Source organism: Hydrogenophaga sp. SL48 (genome assembly GCF_021729865.1).
GTDB lineage: Bacteria > Pseudomonadota > Gammaproteobacteria > Burkholderiales > Burkholderiaceae_C > Hydrogenophaga.
In genome coordinates, this window is sequence record NZ_CP063400.1 from 4,546,286 (window position 1) to 4,563,669 (window position 17,384).

A 17,384-nucleotide genomic window follows, 5' to 3' on the forward strand; every position below is an offset into this window, starting at 1 on the left:
CGGTCGGGGTCAGGGTGCGCACACGGGCTCGAATTCGGCCCGGACGGACAGGCGCTGGCTTGCCGTGACGCGCGCCGTCGCGCTGGTTGCGCCGATGCCGTGCCAGCGCTTGAACGCGTAGCAAGGCTTGGCCACCGCTTCGAGTTCGAGCGGCACCCCGGCGAAATAGGTGCCGGTCCACGCGCCGTCCTGACCGCTGCGCTCCGCCAGATCGCGGGTCTGCAGGGAGTTGACCCGGATCGAGCCCTGCGTGGCGTCGGGCGTGGTGACCGTCAGGCTGTAGGTGCCTTTCAACCCGAATTGCCCCATCAGCTGCGCGCGCTGGATGGCGGGGCGCTGCTGCACAAAGCTGCGCATCTTCTGCACGTGCTGGTCCCACTCGTCCACCGTGGTCGGTACCTTCCAGCGTTCCAGGTGGCGCGGCATTTCCAGGCGGATGTGGTCCTGCATGCGCTGGATGACGGCGGACGTGCGCTCGGGCTGGAACGTGGTGTTGAGCAGGTCGGCGAAGCGGTTGATGAAGCGGGCCTTGAAGTCCGGGTTCTCCATCAGCTTGCGCAGCAGCAGGGTGGACCACTCGACGCCATCGAGGTCCCGGGTGCCCCTCGGGTCCAGCGCGCCGGCCAGGGTGTTGGTGGCGGGCATCGTCAGGGCCAGGTCGGCGTCGTATTGCAGCCAGCGCCAGCGGCCGTCCAGCACGCCTTTGCTGGTGTACTGGGCGCTGTCGCCCCGGTAGCGCCAGGCCTTGACGTTGTTGTGCGGCCAGTCCACGTTGCCCATGAAGATGTTGGCGATCTGGTGGTCGATGAAGCTGTCGATGTCGATCAGGCTGCCGGCCTGCTGGTACGACGCCTCACGCCGCAGATCGGACTTCTCGAAGAAGGTCATGACCTGCTTCCAGTGCGCCGGGTCGCCCTCGATCACCGCGTTGTTCTCGACCAGCTCGATGTCCTTTTCGGGGATGGCGTATTTCTCGGAAAAGTAGTCGGTGTCGAAGTGCTCTCGCACGTTCAGGATGCCCCAGTACTCGCCGTTGAGGAAGGTCACCACCGGCTGGTAGCCCTGGGTCTCGATGTTCAGGCTTTTCACCACGGCCTGCGCGGCGGCGTCCTTGAACATGGTCTTCTGGAAGTCGTTGCCCGAGTTGCGCAGGATCAGCTTCTTGTGGTTGTAGTCCTCGCCGAACACCGGGTGCTGGAACTTGTTCTTGCCATAGCGTTTGCGGGCGTAGAGGCGCAGCGATTTGCTCGCGTTGGCCCGGCTGAAGCCGCCGTGCACCCGCACACCGATGCGCTGGTCCATGCTGGCTTCCGCCGGCTTGTCGGTGTCTGAAAAAAACTGGAAATGGGCGGGGGTGTCGTCGCCCCGGGCGTGCCAGTTGGCGGGGGCGTTGCCGCCGCGGATGGGTTGCCCCGGGTGCTGGCGGCGAAAGTCGTCGAAGGCCTTGCCCGCGACCAGGATCCCCTTGTCGTGGTCGAACAGCAGGTCCTCCTGCGCCACCAGCGACACCACCGGCAGAGTGAAGGTGTCGCGCGGCATGACGAAGTAGGTGGCGGTGGCCACGGCGCTGCGCGCGCCGCCCTTTTTGACCGCCATGGCCCGTAGCACCGTGCCCTTGAGCAGGCGCGCCTGGGGGCGCGGGGCGACGGTGGGCAGCTGAACCGGCCCCGGCAAGGACCGGTTGATCGAACCGAGCAGCCCGTTCAGGCGCTGCTCGCCGGCGCTCAGGGCCGCCAGCGGGGTGACGTAGTAGGGCTCGACGTCGTGGTGCGTGGTCGAGATCCGGGCGATCCGGTCGGGTTCCTTGGATCGGTCAGAGATGGCGATGCGGTGTTTGTAGCGCAGGCTCTGGTAGGTCTGCTCGTGGAACGCACCGAACGGGTCGCCCGGCTCCCTGGGGTATTGCAGCTTGTAGCGGTAGGTGGTGCCGTTGACGTTGCCCGGGTCGGGCTCGGAGCCGTCGAGCGTGTAATACACCGCCACCGTCGGATCGGGGTGCGACAGGCCGACGCTGATGTCGGCCTCGTAGAAGCCACTGTCGTGCGAAAAGCGGGGCTCGTCCAGCGGCAGGGGATGGGCCGTGGGCTCGCTGGCGCTGAAATCGACGCAGGCCGACAGCAGCAGCGCGGCGAGCAGGGCGATGGCGGGGCGGTGGAGGGTCATACAAGGGGGCTGGCGCGACCGCCGGGGCTGGGCCGGCCGCGGGGGCACATCAGCCCAGTGCCGCGATCTTTTTGAGGGTGGGGGTGAAGCGGCTGGACCGCTGCGCCGGCGAGGTGAGCGACAAACCCACGCAGTACTTGGAACACAGCGACGCGGGCCGCGCGCCCAGGTCCTTCAGCACGCGGTCGGTCGCCGACACGCCCTTGGGCGACTTCACCTCGACCACCCAGAGCGATCCGCTCAGGGCGATCTCGCGGTGGCTCTGGGCGAAGTGCAGCTGGTTGTCGAGCGTGACCCGCTCGGGGCTGGCCTGGGCGATCAGGGTGGTGCGCTGGTAACGCACCTGCAGCGTCTGGCGGTAGCGGTCCGACAGTTCCCGCTGGTGGTGGTTTTTCGCCACCGATTTGAGGTACTGGTCCAGCTCGGCGGGCAGTTCGTGCGATTCAAAATGCGCCGGGGTGATGGCCCGGCGCAGTTTGGACGTTTCGCCCCCGTTGCCCTTGAGCTTGACCTCCATGAAGAACTGCTGCGTGTCCTCGTAGTGCCGGTAACGCACCTTGAGGCGCTTGCGGCGGTTCTGGTTGTGGTCACGAAAGCAGTGCAGCGAGTCCGAATCGAAATAGGCGCTGTGGTAGCTGAAGGCGGTCTTGCCGCCGATGTCCAGCGCATCGAAGCGGTCGCCGACCTGCCCCAGAAAACCGAGCACCTGTGCCCCGGTCAGCAGGTACTTGTTGTCTTTGCGGGTCATCAGCGCGGCGCGCTGGTTGAGCTCGGCGAGGCCGATCCGCTGGAACGACGCGAGGCGGTCTTCGACGGGGCTCATTTGGGGCGGAAGTCCACTTCGGCCTGGATGACTTCGGTCACGTAGCACACGCTGCGCACGCGGTAGGACAGCACCTCCACCCCCAGGCGCTCGGACAGCAGCGCCTTGAAGCGCTCGGGGTTGGACATGAAGTTCTCCGGGATCGAATCCAGCTTCACGTCGATCTGGTTGACGGACTTCAGGATCTCGGGGTGGTCGATGATGAACACCCCCAGAAGCACGGCGGCGGTCAGCATCGCGGTCAGCGTCAGGCTGGTGCCGTCGATGGCGGAGATCACGGCGATGGAGATGCTGCCGAAGAAGTACGCCATGTCCGACTTGCTGATCGGCTCGGAGCGCAGGGTGAACAGCGCGAGGATGGCGAACAGGCCGAAACCGGCGGCCATGCCGAACTCCAGGTTGGAGAGGATGGCCAGCACCGCGAAGATGAAGATGTTGAAGAGCGCCGCCGAGATCGCGGTTTCCTTGTGCTTGTACCGGGGGTAATAGATCAGGAAGATCAGGATCAGCATGGCCCCTAGGTCAAACAGGAACCGGGTCAGCAGTTCGACGTAGTTCATCAGGTTCATGGGTGGCGCTCGGTGGGAAGGGCTGGTCCGTTCGGGCCGGCTCACAGGGACGGGGAGGGCGCAGAACCTGTCTTCGGGCGGGTCTGCGGGTGGGCGCCGGCCTGTGCTGGCGTGGTTCGCGGCCTGCGGCGAAAAACCCGAAATTTTAAGGTGACGTTAAGGTGACCGTGGCAACGATGGAGATGGTGCCGTGAACAGTGTGGCGGTCTGACCATGAAAAAGGGGCTCCGCGGAGCCCCTGGTGATGTCCATCGGCAAAGCCTTACTGGATCAGACCTTCGGCCTTCATCGCGGCCTGCACCGCCGGGCGCGCGGCCACGCGGGCGCGGAAGGCGGCCAGGTTTGCCAAGCCGGTGATGTCCATGCCCACCATGGCGGGCCAGTTGGTGACCGTGAAGAGGTAGCCGTCGGCCACGGTGAACTGGTCGCCCATCAGGTACTGCTTGCCGGCGAGTTCGCCGTCGAGCCAGGTCAGGCGGGAGAGCAAGCGGTCTTTGAAGACTTGCTTGGCTTCTGCGGGCACGGCCGGGTTGAACAGGGGGCTGAAGCCCTTGTGCAGCTCGGTGCCGATGAAGTTGAGCCAGCTTTGCAGCTGGTAGCGGGCCATGCTGCCGTTGGCGGGGGCGAGGTTTTTCTGTGGCACCTGGTCGGCGATGTACTGCACGATGGCCGGGCCTTCGCGCAGGGCTTCGCCGCTGTCGAGCACGAGGTAGGGCACGTAGCCCAGCGGGTTGACTTGGTAGTAGTCGCTGCCGTCGGGCAGGCGGTGCGTCTTGGTCGGCGCGGGAATCGCCTCGAACGCCAGGCCGGCTTCGTGCAGGGCGATGTGGGGCGAGAGCGAACAGGCGCCAGGGGAGTAGTAGAGCTTCATGGGTGTGTCCTCGGGTGTGTGATGGAAAGGCACTGCAGTGGGCAGGGCTGGGGGCATTCTGGCCCAAGGGCGGAGGCGGCGCTCGCGGGTGGGTGGACGGCGGGGTGGTGGCTCAATTGGACTCACGAAGTGGCTGTGTTGTTGGTATCTTGTGGTTCCAATTCGTCCGTCCCGTGCACAAGGACCCCCATGGCCACCGGTCAATTCGCCTTCGCCAGCAACACCAACCGTTTCCTCGCCTGCGAGCCGCTGGCGGACCAGCCGTTCGCCATCGCGGGCGTGCCCTACGACGGCGTGGTGACCAACCGGCCGGGCGCGCGCTTCGGTCCGCAGGCGATCCGCGCGGCGAGCCTGATGCTGTGCGACGGCATCCACCCGGTGTTCGACGTGTCGCCCGCCGCGCACCTGGGCGATGCGCTCGACATGCGCCTGCCCAACGCCTCGCCGCTGCCCGAGGTGCGCCGTGCCATCGAGGCGCACGCGGCGGCGCTGATGGCGAAGCACCACTGCGTGTTCCTCGGCGGCGACCACTCGGTCACGCTCTCGTTGTTGCGCGCGGCCAAGGCGAGGTACGGCGGCGGCGAGGCGCTGGCCTGTGTGCACTTCGACGCGCACTGCGACACCTGGAGCGACCACTTCGGCGAGCCCTCGGGCCACGGCACCTGGACCTTCGAGGCGCTGCAGGAGGGGCTGATCAGCCCGGCGCACACGGTGCAGATCGGCATCCGCTCCAGCGGTGAGCGCGCCGCGCGGGAGTTTGTTGCCGACCAGGGCGGGCAGATCTTCACGGCGCGCGCGTTGCGTGGGCTGGACGGCGCGGGGCTGCAACCCGTGATCGACGCGATCCGCGCGCGCATCGGCCAGCGGCGGTGTTACCTGACGCTGGACATCGACGTGCTCGACCCGGCCTTCGCCCCCGGCACCGGCACGCCCGAGCCCGGCGGCCTGACGAGTTCGCAGGTGCTCACGCTGATGGAAGCGCTGGCCGATCTGCACTGGGTGGGCATGGACTGCGTCGAGGTGGCCCCGGCCTACGACCACGCGGAGCTGACGAGCAACGCCGCCGCGACGTTCGTGTGGACCTACCTGAGCGGTGAGGTCGCCAAACGCCAACGCGCAGGAGGATGACCATGTTCCAGCGCTCCCTGATCGGCTCGGACACCCAGCTCAACCAGACCAGCTACTACGAGGCCAGCGTGCAGCGGCCCGCGCCCTGCCCGCCACTGCAGGGCTCGGTGCAGGCCGACGTGGTGGTCGTGGGCGCGGGCTTCGCGGGGCTGAGTGCGGCGCTGGAACTCAGCGCACGTGGCCTTTCGGTGGTGGTGCTGGAGGCCGACCGCATCGGCTCGGGCGCGAGCGGGCGCAACGGCGGGCAGGCCATCGTGGGTTACGCAAGCGGGCAGGGGCCGTTCGAGCAACAGCTGGGCGCGGCCGACGCGCAGCGCGCCTGGGACATGTCGGTCGAGGCCGTGGAGCTGATCGAGCAGCGCATTGCACAACACGGCATTCCATGCGACTGGCGCCGCGGCTACACCTACGTGGCCGACTCGCCGAGAAAGGCGCGCGCGCTGCGCGAAGAGTGCGATCACCACAACGCCCGCGGCATCGCCAGCGAGTGGGCCGAGGGTGCCGACGTGGCGCGCTTCATCCAGAGCCCGCGCTACGTGGCCGCCTTTCACGAAACCACCTCGGGCCACCTGCACCCGCTGAAGTACGCGCTGGGCCTGGCGCGCGCGGCGCAGGCGACGGGCGTGCGCATCTTCGAAGGCTCGCCGGTGACCACGCTGACGCGCGGCAGCCGCCTGGTGGCGAGCACACCGCAGGGGCAGGTGACGGCGCGCTTTGGCGTGCTGGCGGGCAACTGCATGCTGCCGGAATACGGGCCGAAGGTGGCGCCCGAGATCGCGCCGCGCATCATGCCCGTGGGCACCTACATGATCGGCACCGCGCCGCTGGACCCGGCGCTGTGTCAGCAACTGATCCCCAACCTCGCGGCCGTGTGCGACAACAACTTCGTGCTTGACTACTTCCGCTTCAGCGCCGACCACCGCATGCTGTTCGGTGGCCGCGTGAGTTACACGGCGATGACGCCGCCGAACCTCAAGAGCCTGATGGCGCAGCGCATGGGTGAGGTGTTCCCGGCGCTGAAAGACGTGCCGGTCGAGTTCGTGTGGGGCGGCTTCGTGGACATCAGCATGAACCGCGCGCCCGACTTCGGGCGGCTGGGCGACAACCTCTATTACCTGCAGGGCTTCAGCGGCCACGGCGTGGCGCTCACCGGGCTGGCCGGCCAGCTGGTGGCCGAGACCATCGCGGGGCAGGCCGGGCGTTTCGACGTGTTCGCCCGCCTGAAGCACCGCGAGTTTCCCGGCGGGGCTGCGTTGCGCACGCCCAGCCTGGCGCTGGGCATGTTGTGGCACCGGCTGAAAGACGCGCTGTAGCCGCTCGGGCGACAGCGCGACCTCATCACTGCTGGCGCGGTTCGCCCTGTTCGTTCACCGTGATGCGCTGGCCCGGTGCGCTGGTCATCTGCACGCGGTGGTCTTGCCCGCGGAAGTTGTAGGACACGTCCCAGTACGCCGGGCGTGCGCCGCCGGGCACGTCGCGGCAGCGTTGCACGTCCTGCGTGGCGGGCTGACCGTCGCGGCCCACCCTCGAACCCAGCGCGGCGCCGGCGATCACGCCGCCCACGGTGGCGATGTCCTTGCCGCTGCCGCCACCCACCTGGTGGCCCAGGATGCCGCCGATGAGCGCACCCGCGAGGGCGGCCGGCACGTTGGCGTTGCTCTGGGCCTGACCGAGTTGCTCGCGCTCCACCCAGCATTGTTGCCCGGGCGTGGCCAGCACGGCGCGCGCCGATGTGACGTCGGCCTCATACAGGCGTTCACTGCCGCGGCGCCGGCTGTCGTAGACCGCCACAGGCTCGGGCGCCTCGCGCCGGTTGTCGGTGCGGTTGTTGCGTTCCACGGCGCGCGCCGACGAGATGCTGTTGTTCAGGCCCATGGCCGCGAGCGAGGGGTAGCGCCCCGGGCGCAGCACCACGCAGTCACCCCGGTAGCGGTTGTCTTCGCACACCTCCCAGCGTTCGCCGATCACCACGGCCGAGGTGGCGCGGTCGTTGAAACCATGGCGCTGGAAACGGGTCACCGGGGCCGTGGTGGTGAAGGACTCACCCTCGAAATCGCGGCGTTCGTAGAACGTGGCCTGGGCCGACAGGGGCAGGGGCGCGTAGCGGTCGTTGTTCACGCGGGCGTTGCGGGCAATCACCCGTGCCGACGAGACGCGGTCGTTCAGCCCCATGTCCCGGAGCGAGGCGTAGCGCCCCGGGCGCAGCACCATGCAGGACCCGCGGAAGTTGGTGTCCTCGCAAACCTCCCAGCGGTTGCCGACGACCACCACCGATGAACTGCGGTCGTTGAAACCGTAGCGGTCAAACCGGGGCACCTGGTTGTTGGCCTGCATCGACCGGCCCTGGTAGTTGCCGTTCTCATAGAACGTGGCCTGGGCAGCGGCGGGCGCCGTGAATGCAATGCAGGCCAAGGCCAGCAGGGTGCTTGAAGAGGTGTGCATGAGAAGTCTCCGTTGGGGTTTGTCCCGAGCCTGAACGTTCTCGGGTGCGCTGTCTGTGCGCTGGCACACAGGCAGCGCAGGGAAGGGGCGGCGGCGCGTTTGTCGGGGTCAGCGGCGCCAGCCTGCACCCTCAGCGGGTCGGGAGCGACCTGTTGCAGGCTGCTAGCGCAGCGTTTTGCGCACCACCAGCTTGAGCCCCGACCAGACGTCTGAGACCGCACAGACCTTGATGTCCACCCAGCCCAGGGGCAGCCCGAGTTCGCGGATGGTGTCTTCGGTGATGTCGGTGGGCAGCTTGGACGCCTTCTTGGGCCAGGACACCCAGAGCGCGGCCGTGGGGTTCAGCCGCTGGCGCAGGTCGCTCAGCCGTCGCGCCAGCTCGGCCTTGTCCGTGGTGAACAGGTGGACAAGATCGGTCTGGGCGTGGGCCTGCGGTTCGAAGACCAGACCGTCCGGCAGCGGGTGGAGCCAGGCCTCGTAGCCGTCCGGCGCACCGATCACGCACACGCGCCCCGAGGGCTTGAAACCCAGTTTCTTGACCAGCGGCGTTCCGGAGTAGCCGGGGGTGGTCATGTCGACCTGCGTCAGGCGATGGGCGCCGCAGCGCCCTCCAGGTAGGGCGCCAGGTGGGCCATGGCCCGCTCGACGTAGGTGTCTTTCTCGCCCACGGGCGCCACGTAGTGCAGGGCCGCGCGGGCCGCCGCTTCACCCTCGGTGCGGGCAATGACCCAGGCCGCGAGGTAGGGTGAGGCGAGGCAGCCGCCCGCGGTCGCGACGTTGCCGGCCGCGTAGAAGGGCTGGTTCAGCACCTCGACGCCGGCGGCCTGCACCCAGGGCTTGGTGGTGAGGTCGGTGCAGGCGGGCACGGCGCCGAGCAGCCCGAGCCGGGCCAGCACCAGCGTGCCGGAGCACTGCGCGCCAATGAGCTGGCGCGTCGGGTCCAGGCGCAGGGCCGACATGATGGCGGGGTTGTCCACCACCTCCCGCGTCTGCATGCCGCTGCCCACCAGCACCACGTCCGCCGTCGCGGCCTCGGCCAGCGTGGACTGCGCGTGCACCACCACGCCGTTCATGGAGGTGACGGTGGGCTCGGGGCAGCAGATCGACACGCGCCAGCCCGGGCGCTTGATGCGGTGGAGCACGCCGAGGGCGACAAAGGAATCGAGCTCGTTGAAGCCCTGGAAGGTGAGGATGGCGATGTGCATGGGTGGTTGCGTCGTGTGCGTTGCAAGGGTGCGGAACCCAGGCTCAACGGGGGTGCCCGATCTGCCGCACCGCCGCCGCCAGCACCGGCCCGCAGCGCTGGATCTCGCTCAGCGGCGCGTAGCCGTAGCCGATCACCAGGCCCTTGAGGTCGTGGCGCGCCAGGCAGTAGGCCGAGAGCGGGCGCACGGTGAGGCCTTGCTGGGCGATGCGCTGGGCGAGGGCCTGGTCGTCCACCTGCGGGGGCAGGCGCAGGCAGAGGTGCAGGCCCTGCTCGGCGCCGCTGATGTACGTGTCCTGCGTCAGCACGGGCTTGAGCGCTTCGAGCAGGGCGGCGCGGCGCTCGCCGTAGCTTTGCCTGGCGCGGCGCAGCGCGCTGCTGAAGTGGCCCATCTCGATGAACTCGGCCAGCGCGGCCTGCAGCGGCATCTGGCCCGGGCGGTTGAGGTCGTAGTGGGCCTGCTTGAAGGCGGCCACCAGCACCTTGGGCACGATGAGGTAACCGAGCTTGATGCCGGGGTAGAGCACCTTGGAGAAGGTGCCCATGTAGAGCACGCGGCCGTCCACGTCGAGCCCCTCCAGGCTGCTGATGGGCGGGCCGCTGAAGCGGTATTCGCTGTCGTAGTCGTCTTCCAGCACCCAGGCGCCGTGGGCGCGCGCGGTGGAGAGCAGCTGGTGGCGCCGCGCCAGGCTCATCACCGCGCCGGTGGGGTACTGGTGCGAGGGCGTGAGGTAGATCAGTTTGGGCGGGTGAGTGTTGTCGGCCGGGCCGGGGTGGATGCCTTCGTCGTCCACCGGCACGGGGTGGATGGCGAGGCCGGTGGCCATGAAGGCCTTGGCCGCGCCCCAGTAGGCCGGGTCTTCCACCCACACGGTGTCGCCGTGGTCGGCGAGCAGTCGGGCGCACAGCTCCAGCGACTGCTGCGTGCCGGTGGTGACGATGACCTGGTCCGCATCCAGCTGCACGCTGCGGAACACGCGCAGGTAGTCGGCGATGGCGCGGCGCAACGGCGCGTAACCGCCGGAGTCGTTGTAGTCGAGCATGTCCGGGTAGGTCATGCGCCAGTGCTTGTTCTGCAGGCGCTGCCAGAGCGTGAGCGGGAAGGCGCTGAAGTCGGCGATGCCTGGGGTGAAGGGCTGCACTTCCAGCTGGGTGGCGCAGAAGGTGGTGGCGAGCGCCTGGCCGCGCGCCGAGAGCCGCCCGGGCGCGGGGTTCGGCGCGCCGCGCGCGTGGGGCCGGGCGGCGGCGCCGGCGTTCACGCGCGGCACGTTGTCGTTCACATAGGTGCCGCTGCCCACGCGGCTTTCCAGGTATCCCTCGACACTGAGCTGGTTGATCGCCGCGACCACGGTGTTGCGCGAGAGGTTCAGGTCCTGCGCCAGATCGCGGCTCGACGGCAACCGCTCACCCGCGCCGAGCTTGCCGTCGAGCATGGCGCGGCGCAGCGCCTCGTAGAGCTGGCGGTGCAGGGGCAGGGCGTCTTGCGCGCCCAGGCGGGTCATTTCGGTCAGCAAAAACTCAGACAGCATGTCTTTTGATTCCAGTGCACTGTGCAGGTCGAGGTGTCTTGCCCAGCGCACGCCGTGGAACCGGCTTCGCCGGGCCACCAGCGTGGTCCCCCTTTCAAGGGGGAAGCCGCAAAGCGGCGCAGGGGGTTGGCCCAATTGGCACCATTAAGTGCCACCAACTGGCCCTGATTGTGATCCAATTAGCCCGTCAGAATCAACCCACGACTGTTTGGAGATTCCATGAACAAGCCGCCGCCCTGCATGGTCTGGCTGCCTGCCGACCACCGCCTCATGGGCGACCATGGGCACCAGATGCCGTTTCTGCTGCTCGGCGACAAATACGCCCGTGCCGTCAAGCTGGGGGCACAGGCCCAGCCGGTGATGTTTCCGCTGGCCGACGCCGAGCAGATTCCCGACCTGTTGCCGATGGTGGACGGCGTGATGCTGACCGGCTCGCCGTCCAACGTGCACCCCTCCCATTTCGACGAAGACGTGGCCGACCCCAGCCTGCCGCTGGACCCGGTGCGCGACTCGCTCACGCTGGCGCTGGTCAAGGCCTGCGTGCACGAGGGTGTGCCGCTGCTGGGCGTGTGTCGCGGGTTCCAGGAGATCAACGTGGCGCTGGGTGGCACGCTGCACCAGCGTGTGCACGAGGTGCCGGGCCTGATGGACCACCGCGAGCCCAAGACGGCGCCGTTCGAGGAGCAGTACGCGCCGCGCCACGCGATTGCGCTCGCGCCGGGCAGCGTGTTCGAGACCTGGGCCGGCGGCCCCGAGACCCTGGTGAATTCGCTGCACGGCCAGGGCATCAACCGCCTGGCCAGCGGGCTCGAAGCCATGGCCCACGCGCCCGACGGGGTGGTCGAGGCCTTCGCCGTCAAGGGCGCCCGCACCTTCGCCTACGCGGTGCAGTTCCACCCCGAGTGGCGCTGCTGGGAAACGCCGTTCTACGCCGCGATCTTTGACGCCTTCGGCCACGCCTGCCGCCAGCGCATGAGCCAGCGCCTGCAGGCGGCCGACCTGGCGCGCAGCCGCGCGGGCATCGGCGCCTGATTTCGACCCGACAGACAACCACCAACCGAGACAAGGACCGGCACATGACAGCCCCCACCGTTCAAACCTTCAACGACCTCGAAAACTGGCTCAACCAGCACCGCGTGACCGAGGTCGAGTGCCTGGTGCCCGACCTGACCGGGGTGGCCCGCGGCAAGATCCTGCCGCGCGAGAAGTTCACCGAAGACCGGGGCATGCGCCTGCCGCAGGCCATCGTGGGCATGGGCGTGACAGGCGAGTTCCCCGAGAGCGGGCCGTACTACGACGTGGTGGACCCGACCGACAAAGACATGCAGCTGCGCCCGGACCCGTCCACCGTGCGCATCGTGCCCTGGGCCACCGACCCCACGGCCCAGGTGATCCACGACTGTTTCGACCACGAAGGCAAGCTCGTGCCGTTCGCGCCGCGCAGCGTGTTGCGCAAGATCTGCGACCTGTACGCCGCCGAGGGCTGGGACCCGGTGGTCGCACCCGAGCTGGAGTTCTACCTGACCGCGCGCAACACCGACCCGAACACGCTGCTGAAGCCGCCCATCGGCCGCAGCGGTCGTGCCGAGACCTCGCGCCAGGCTTACTCCATCGACGCGGTGAACGAGTTCGACCCGCTGTTCGAAGAGATCTACGACTACTGCGACAAGATGAAGCTCAACGTGGACACGCTGATCCACGAGGTGGGCGCGGGGCAGATGGAGATCAACTTCTTCCACGCCCACCCGCTGGGCCTGGCCGACGAGGTGTTCTTCTTCAAGCGCACGGTGCGCGAGGCCGCGCTGCGCCACGACATGTACGCCACCTTCATGGCCAAGCCCATCGCGGGTGAGCCGGGCAGCGCCATGCACGTGCACCAGAGCATCGTGGACAAGGTCACCGGCAAGAACATCTTCAGCAACCCGGACGGCACCGCTTCCGAGGCCTTCTACCACTACATCGGTGGCCTGCAGCGCTACATCCCGGCCGCCATGGTGCTGGTGGCGCCCTACGTGAACAGCTACCGGCGCCTGAGTCGCCACACGGCCGCGCCGATCAACATCGAGTGGGGTCACGACAACCGCACGGTGGGCATCCGCTCGCCGATCTCCAGCCCGGCCGCGCGTCGCGTGGAAAACCGTGTGATCGGTGCCGACGCCAACCCGTACGTGGCGATGGCGATGACGCTGGCCTGCGGCTACCTGGGCATGAAGAACAAGATCAAACCCAAGCCCGAGATGAAGGGCGACGCCTACCTGGCGCCGTACTCGCTGCCGCGCTCGCTGGGCGAAGCGCTGGACTGGCTGCGTCGCGAGACCGACCTGCACGACATCCTGGGCAAGGAGTTCATCACGATCTACACCGAGATCAAGGAACTGGAGTTCGACGAGTTCATGAAGGTGATTTCGCCCTGGGAACGCGAGCACCTGCTGCTGCACGTTTGAGGCTTGACCCACCCCCGCGCCGCACCTGCGGTGCGTCACCCCCTCAAGGGGGCAACGCTGGCGGCCCGGCAAAGCTGGTTCCGCGGCGTTCCTGATTAACTTCCCCTCTCTGAAAGCGAGTCTGTTGTGAACCCCTCAACCCTCATCGCCCCGCCCGCCCTGGTTCGTCGCGCCGAGCAGCAGGACACGAAGGCCATCCAGGCGCTGGACAGCGCGCACTTCATCCACCCCTTCACCGACCACGGTGGTCTGGCCACGCGCGGTGCGCGGGTGATCACGCGGGCCGACAACATCTACGTCTGGGACTCCGAAGGCGCGAAGATCCTCGACGCGATGAGCGGCCTGTGGTGCGTGAACGCGGGCTACGGGCGCAAGGAGCTGGCCGACGCGGCCTACCAGCAGATGATGACGCTGCCGTTCTACAACAGCTTCTTCAACACCACCAACGTGCCGGCGGTGCAGCTGGCCGCCAAGCTGGCTTCGCTGGCGCCCAAGGTCGGCGGCCGCAGTTTTGAACACGTGTTCTTCAGCAGCAGCGGCAGCGAAAGCAACGACACCAACGTGCGCATGGTGCGCCGCTACTGGGACCTGCTGGGCCAGCCGCAGCGCAAGGTGATCATCAGCCGGAACAACGCGTACCACGGCAGCACCATGGCGGGCGCCTCGCTGGGCGGCATGAGCGGCATGCACGCGCAGGGCGACCTGCCGATCCCCAACATCACGCACATCGAGCAACCGCACTTCTGGGACAACGCGCTGCCGGGCGAAAGCCGGGCCGACTTCGGCCGCCGCGCGGCGGGCTGGCTCGAAGCCAAGATCCTGGAGGTGGGCGCGGACAAGGTGGCGGCCTTCATCGCCGAGCCGGTGCAGGGAGCGGGCGGCGTGATCATCCCGCCCGAGACCTACTGGCCCGAGATCCAGCGCATCGTCGACCAGTACGGCATCCTGCTGATCTCCGACGAGGTGATCTGCGCCTTCGGCCGGCTGGGCCACTGGTTCGCCTACGAAAAATTTGGCTACCGGCCCGACCTCGTGACCTTCGCCAAGGGCGTGACGAGTGGCTACATCCCGCTCGGCGGTGTGATGGTGGGCGACCGCGTGGCCCAGGTGCTGATTGAAAAAGGCGGCGAGTTCAACCATGGCTACACCTACAGCGGCCACCCCGTGGCCTGCGCGGTGGCGCTGGCCAACCTGGAGCTGATGGAGCGCGACAACCTGGTGGGCCGGGTGAAGGACGACATCGGCCCCTACCTGGCCGAGCGCTTCGAGGAGCTGAAACAGCACCCGCTGGTGGGCGACGCTGAGACCTGTGGTTTCGTGGCCGGTCTGGTGCTGGTGAAGAACCAGGCGACGAAGCAGATGTTCGATCCGGACCTCGGCGTGGGCATGATCTGCCGTGGCCACTGCTTCAAGAACGGGCTGATCATGCGCGCCGTGGGCGACCGCATGATCATCGCGCCGCCGCTGGTGATGACGCGTGCCCAGATCGACGAGATGATGGTGCTGATCCGCCAGTGCCTGGACGCGACGCTGGACGATCTGCGCAGCGCCGGTCAGCTGGCCTGACGCTTGCAGGGGCCCGATTCTTTGTTACAGTGTTTCGCTGCCCCAAACTGGGGATAAAGTTGGTCTGCAAATTGCTTGCCACCGGGCAGGCGTTGCAGCCGGTTCCATGTGTCCGTCGACGGGTTTCCCCCACTTTTCTGGAGTGCTCACCACCATGAAGAAGCAAGTTCTGGCTCTGGCCATCTCGGCGATCCTGCTCGCTGCCTGCGGCAAAAAAGAGGAGCCGGCACCGGCTGCGGCCCCGGCCGAACCGGTCGCTGCGGCGCCCGCAGCCCCGGCCGCGCCCGCTGGCCCGGTGTACGACGACGAGAAGGTCCTCAACATCTACAACTGGCCCGACTACGTGCCCGAGGGCATGATCGCCGCCTTCGAGAAAGAGTCCGGCATCAAGGTCAACTACGACACCTTCGAGACCAACGAAGCCCTGCACGCCAAGCTGGTGGCGGGCAACACCGGCTACGACATCGTCGTGCCCGGCACCGTGTTCGCCAAGGGCCAGATCGAAGGCGGTCTGCTGCAGCCGCTGAAGAAAGAACAGATCCCGAACCTGGCCAACATGGACCCGGCCATCATGGCCACCCTGGTCAAGGCCGACCCCGAGAACAAGCACCTGATCCCGTGGGCCTGGGGTTTCACCACCGTCGGCATCAACAAGACCAAGGTCGAGAAGGCGCTGGGTGGCATGGCCATGCCGGAAAACGCCTGGGACCTGGTGTTCAAGCCCGAGTACACGAGCAAGCTCAAGAGCTGCGGCATTGCCTACCTGGACTCGCCGACCGAGATCATTCCGGTGGCGCTGCACTACATCGGCAAGGACGCCTATTCGAACGACCCGGCCGACTACAAGGCCGCGGGCGAGATGCTGGCCAAGGTGCGCAAGGACGTGCGCCTGTTCAGCTCGACCATGATCGACGACATCGCGGGTGGCAAGGCCTGCGTGGCCATTGGCTGGTCGGGTGACATCAACATCGCTGCCGGCCGTGCCACCGAAAACGGCTCCAAGGACGTGATCGAAGCCATGCTGCCCAGCACCGGCGCGCTGATCTTCTTTGACACCATGGCCGTGACCAAGGACGCCAAGCACCCGAACAACGCGATGGCCTTCATCGACTTCTACCTGCGCCCGGAAAACGCCGCGCTGATGTCGAACGAAATGGGCTACCCGACCGGCAACAAGGCGGGCGTGGCCCAGGTCAAGCCCGAGATCGCCGGCAACAAGACCATCTTTGTCGAAGCCGATTACTTCGCCAAGATGATCCCGCCGAGCAGCTTCACCAACGAAGCGCGCGAAGCCATGGCCAACGTCTACAACGGCTTCAAAAAAGGCAAGTAAGCATTCCGCTTCGCACCTGACACCAGGGCTGTTTGTACGCACCGTATGAACAGCCCTTTTTCTTGTCCACTCCCCCCACACAACAGCACAGCGAGGTTCACCCATGGCAGATGCGGGCACACAAGCGGGTTACCTGGTCACCGAGAAACTGGTCAAGCGCTTCGACGAAGCGGTGGCCGTGGACGAGGTGTCGCTCTCCATCGGCAAGGGTGAGATCTTCGCCCTGCTCGGCAGCTCCGGCTGCGGCAAATCCACCCTGCTGCGCATGCTGGCCGGCTTCGAGAAGCCGACCTCGGGTCGCATCATGCTCGGCGGCCAGGACGTGGCGAACATGCCGCCCTACGACCGGCCGGTGAACATGATGTTCCAGAGCTACGCGCTGTTCCCCCACCTCAACATCTGGGAGAACGTGGCCTTTGGCCTCAAGCGCGAAGGCCTGCCCAAGGCCGAGGTGCAGCAGCGCACCGACGAGATGCTGGCGCTGGTGCAGCTCACGCCCTACGCGCAGCGCAAGCCGCACCAGCTCTCGGGCGGGCAGCAGCAGCGCGTGGCGCTGGCGCGCAGCCTGGCCAAGCGGCCCAAGCTGCTGCTGCTGGACGAACCGCTGGGCGCGCTGGACAAGAAGCTGCGCGAGCAGACGCAGTTCGAGCTGGTCAACATCATCGAGAAGGTGGGCGTGACCGTGGTGATGGTGACGCACGACCAGGAAGAGGCCATGACCATGGCCAGCCGCATCGCCATCATGAGCAAGGGCCGCGTGCTGCAGGTGGGCACGCCGGAAGAGATCTACGAGCACCCGCGCAACAAGTTCGTGGCCGACTTCATCGGCAACGTGAACCTGTTCGCCGGCAAGCTCACGGTGGACGAGCCCGACCGCTGCGCGGCCACCACCGCCATCGGCGAGGTGCACGTGGGTCACGGTGTGAGCGGCACCTTGAACATGCCGGTGTCCATCGCCGTGCGGCCCGAGAAGATCGAGATCAGCAAGACCCGGCCCGAGCACGCGGCGTTCAACCTGTTCCAGGGCAAGGTGAAAGAGATCGGTTACCTGGGCTCGTACACCACCTACATCCTGCAGGCCAGAGACGGCTCCAAGGTGCGGGTCACCGAGGCCAACACCACGCGCCAGGACCTGTCGGACATCACCTGGGAAGACGAGGTGTATTTCTGGTGGGATGACAACGCTGCAGTGGTGCTGCGCGATTGACCCCCCCGCGCCGCTTCGCGTCACCCCACAGGGGGCGATGCGAGTGGCCCGGCAAAGCCGGTTCCACCGCATCCTTGGTTTCAGGCTTCCTCGCTCCACCGTTTC

The 17,384-nt window shown here is 67.3% G+C and carries 15 protein-coding genes; 7 read left to right on the top strand and 8 right to left on the bottom strand.

The genetic code is table 11. From position 1 onward, the window contains the following. Positions 1 to 9: 9 nt before the first annotated feature. The 4 genes from IM738_RS21505 to gstA form a co-directional block, all read right to left on the bottom strand. A complete protein-coding gene (locus tag IM738_RS21505; protein WP_236963066.1) occupies positions 10 to 2,163 on the bottom strand; it encodes a CotH kinase family protein in 2,154 nt (717 codons plus the stop codon). Positions 2,164 to 2,212: 49 nt separating this feature from the next. Beyond that, entirely contained in the window at positions 2,213 to 2,986 is a 774-nt protein-coding gene (locus IM738_RS21510) for a polyphosphate polymerase domain-containing protein (protein WP_236963067.1), read from the bottom strand. Then, positions 2,983 to 3,555, bottom strand: coding sequence for a DUF4956 domain-containing protein (locus IM738_RS21515; protein ID WP_236963068.1), 573 nt, complete (start codon positions 3,553 to 3,555; stop codon positions 2,983 to 2,985). Before IM738_RS21515 ends, IM738_RS21510 begins: the two co-directional genes overlap by 4 nt. A gap of 262 nt (positions 3,556 to 3,817) precedes the next feature. Then, complete coding sequence (gene gstA, locus IM738_RS21520) at positions 3,818 to 4,426, bottom strand: glutathione transferase GstA (protein ID WP_236963069.1); 609 nt, start codon at positions 4,424 to 4,426, stop codon at positions 3,818 to 3,820. 189 nt (positions 4,427 to 4,615) lie between these two features. Here gstA and speB point away from each other — a divergent pair, with 189 nt between their 5' ends. Both speB and IM738_RS21530 read left to right on the top strand, forming a co-directional pair. After that, positions 4,616 to 5,554 (top strand): agmatinase, encoded by a 939-nt coding sequence (gene speB, locus IM738_RS21525; protein ID WP_236963070.1) that lies wholly within the window; start codon positions 4,616 to 4,618, stop codon positions 5,552 to 5,554. Between the two features lie 2 nt (positions 5,555 to 5,556). Continuing rightward, a complete protein-coding gene (locus tag IM738_RS21530) occupies positions 5,557 to 6,867 on the top strand; it encodes an NAD(P)/FAD-dependent oxidoreductase (RefSeq protein WP_236963071.1) in 1,311 nt (436 codons plus the stop codon). Between the two features lie 25 nt (positions 6,868 to 6,892). Here IM738_RS21530 and IM738_RS21535 read toward each other — a convergent pair whose 3' ends face one another. The 4 genes from IM738_RS21535 to pdxR all read right to left on the bottom strand — a co-directional run bounded on the left by IM738_RS21535 (position 6,893) and on the right by pdxR (position 10,729). Further along, positions 6,893 to 7,996: a beta/gamma crystallin-related protein gene (locus IM738_RS21535; protein WP_236963072.1), complete on the bottom strand. Its 1,104-nt coding sequence runs from the start codon at positions 7,994 to 7,996 to the stop codon at positions 6,893 to 6,895. Positions 7,997 to 8,158: 162 nt separating this feature from the next. Next, positions 8,159 to 8,569, bottom strand: a complete 411-nt coding sequence (locus tag IM738_RS21540) for a DUF3052 domain-containing protein (RefSeq protein WP_236963073.1) — start codon at positions 8,567 to 8,569, stop codon at positions 8,159 to 8,161. A gap of 11 nt (positions 8,570 to 8,580) precedes the next feature. Next, positions 8,581 to 9,201, bottom strand: a complete 621-nt coding sequence (locus IM738_RS21545) for a DJ-1/PfpI family protein (protein ID WP_236963074.1) — start codon at positions 9,199 to 9,201, stop codon at positions 8,581 to 8,583. Between the two features lie 43 nt (positions 9,202 to 9,244). Further along, on the bottom strand, positions 9,245 to 10,729 hold the full coding sequence (gene pdxR, locus IM738_RS21550) for a MocR-like pyridoxine biosynthesis transcription factor PdxR (protein ID WP_236963075.1): 1,485 nt from the start codon (positions 10,727 to 10,729) through the stop codon (positions 9,245 to 9,247). 219 nt (positions 10,730 to 10,948) lie between these two features. Between pdxR and IM738_RS21555 the strand changes: the two genes are divergently transcribed. The 5 genes from IM738_RS21555 (at position 10,949) to IM738_RS21575 (ending at position 17,279) form a co-directional block, all read left to right on the top strand. Then, complete coding sequence (locus IM738_RS21555) at positions 10,949 to 11,761, top strand: gamma-glutamyl-gamma-aminobutyrate hydrolase family protein (protein ID WP_236963076.1); 813 nt, start codon at positions 10,949 to 10,951, stop codon at positions 11,759 to 11,761. Between the two features lie 44 nt (positions 11,762 to 11,805). After that, positions 11,806 to 13,173 carry a glutamine synthetase family protein gene (locus IM738_RS21560; protein ID WP_236963077.1) on the top strand — a complete coding sequence of 456 codons (1,368 nt, stop codon included), beginning with the start codon at positions 11,806 to 11,808 and terminating at the stop codon, positions 13,171 to 13,173. Positions 13,174 to 13,299: 126 nt separating this feature from the next. Beyond that, positions 13,300 to 14,739, top strand: coding sequence for an aspartate aminotransferase family protein (locus tag IM738_RS21565; RefSeq protein ID WP_236963078.1), 1,440 nt, complete (start codon positions 13,300 to 13,302; stop codon positions 14,737 to 14,739). 154 nt (positions 14,740 to 14,893) lie between these two features. Continuing rightward, positions 14,894 to 16,072 (top strand): extracellular solute-binding protein, encoded by a 1,179-nt coding sequence (locus tag IM738_RS21570; protein WP_236963079.1) that lies wholly within the window; start codon positions 14,894 to 14,896, stop codon positions 16,070 to 16,072. A 103-nt stretch (positions 16,073 to 16,175) separates the two neighbouring features. Then, on the top strand, positions 16,176 to 17,279 hold the full coding sequence (locus IM738_RS21575; RefSeq protein WP_236963080.1) for an ABC transporter ATP-binding protein: 1,104 nt from the start codon (positions 16,176 to 16,178) through the stop codon (positions 17,277 to 17,279). Positions 17,280 to 17,384 lie beyond the last annotated feature (105 nt).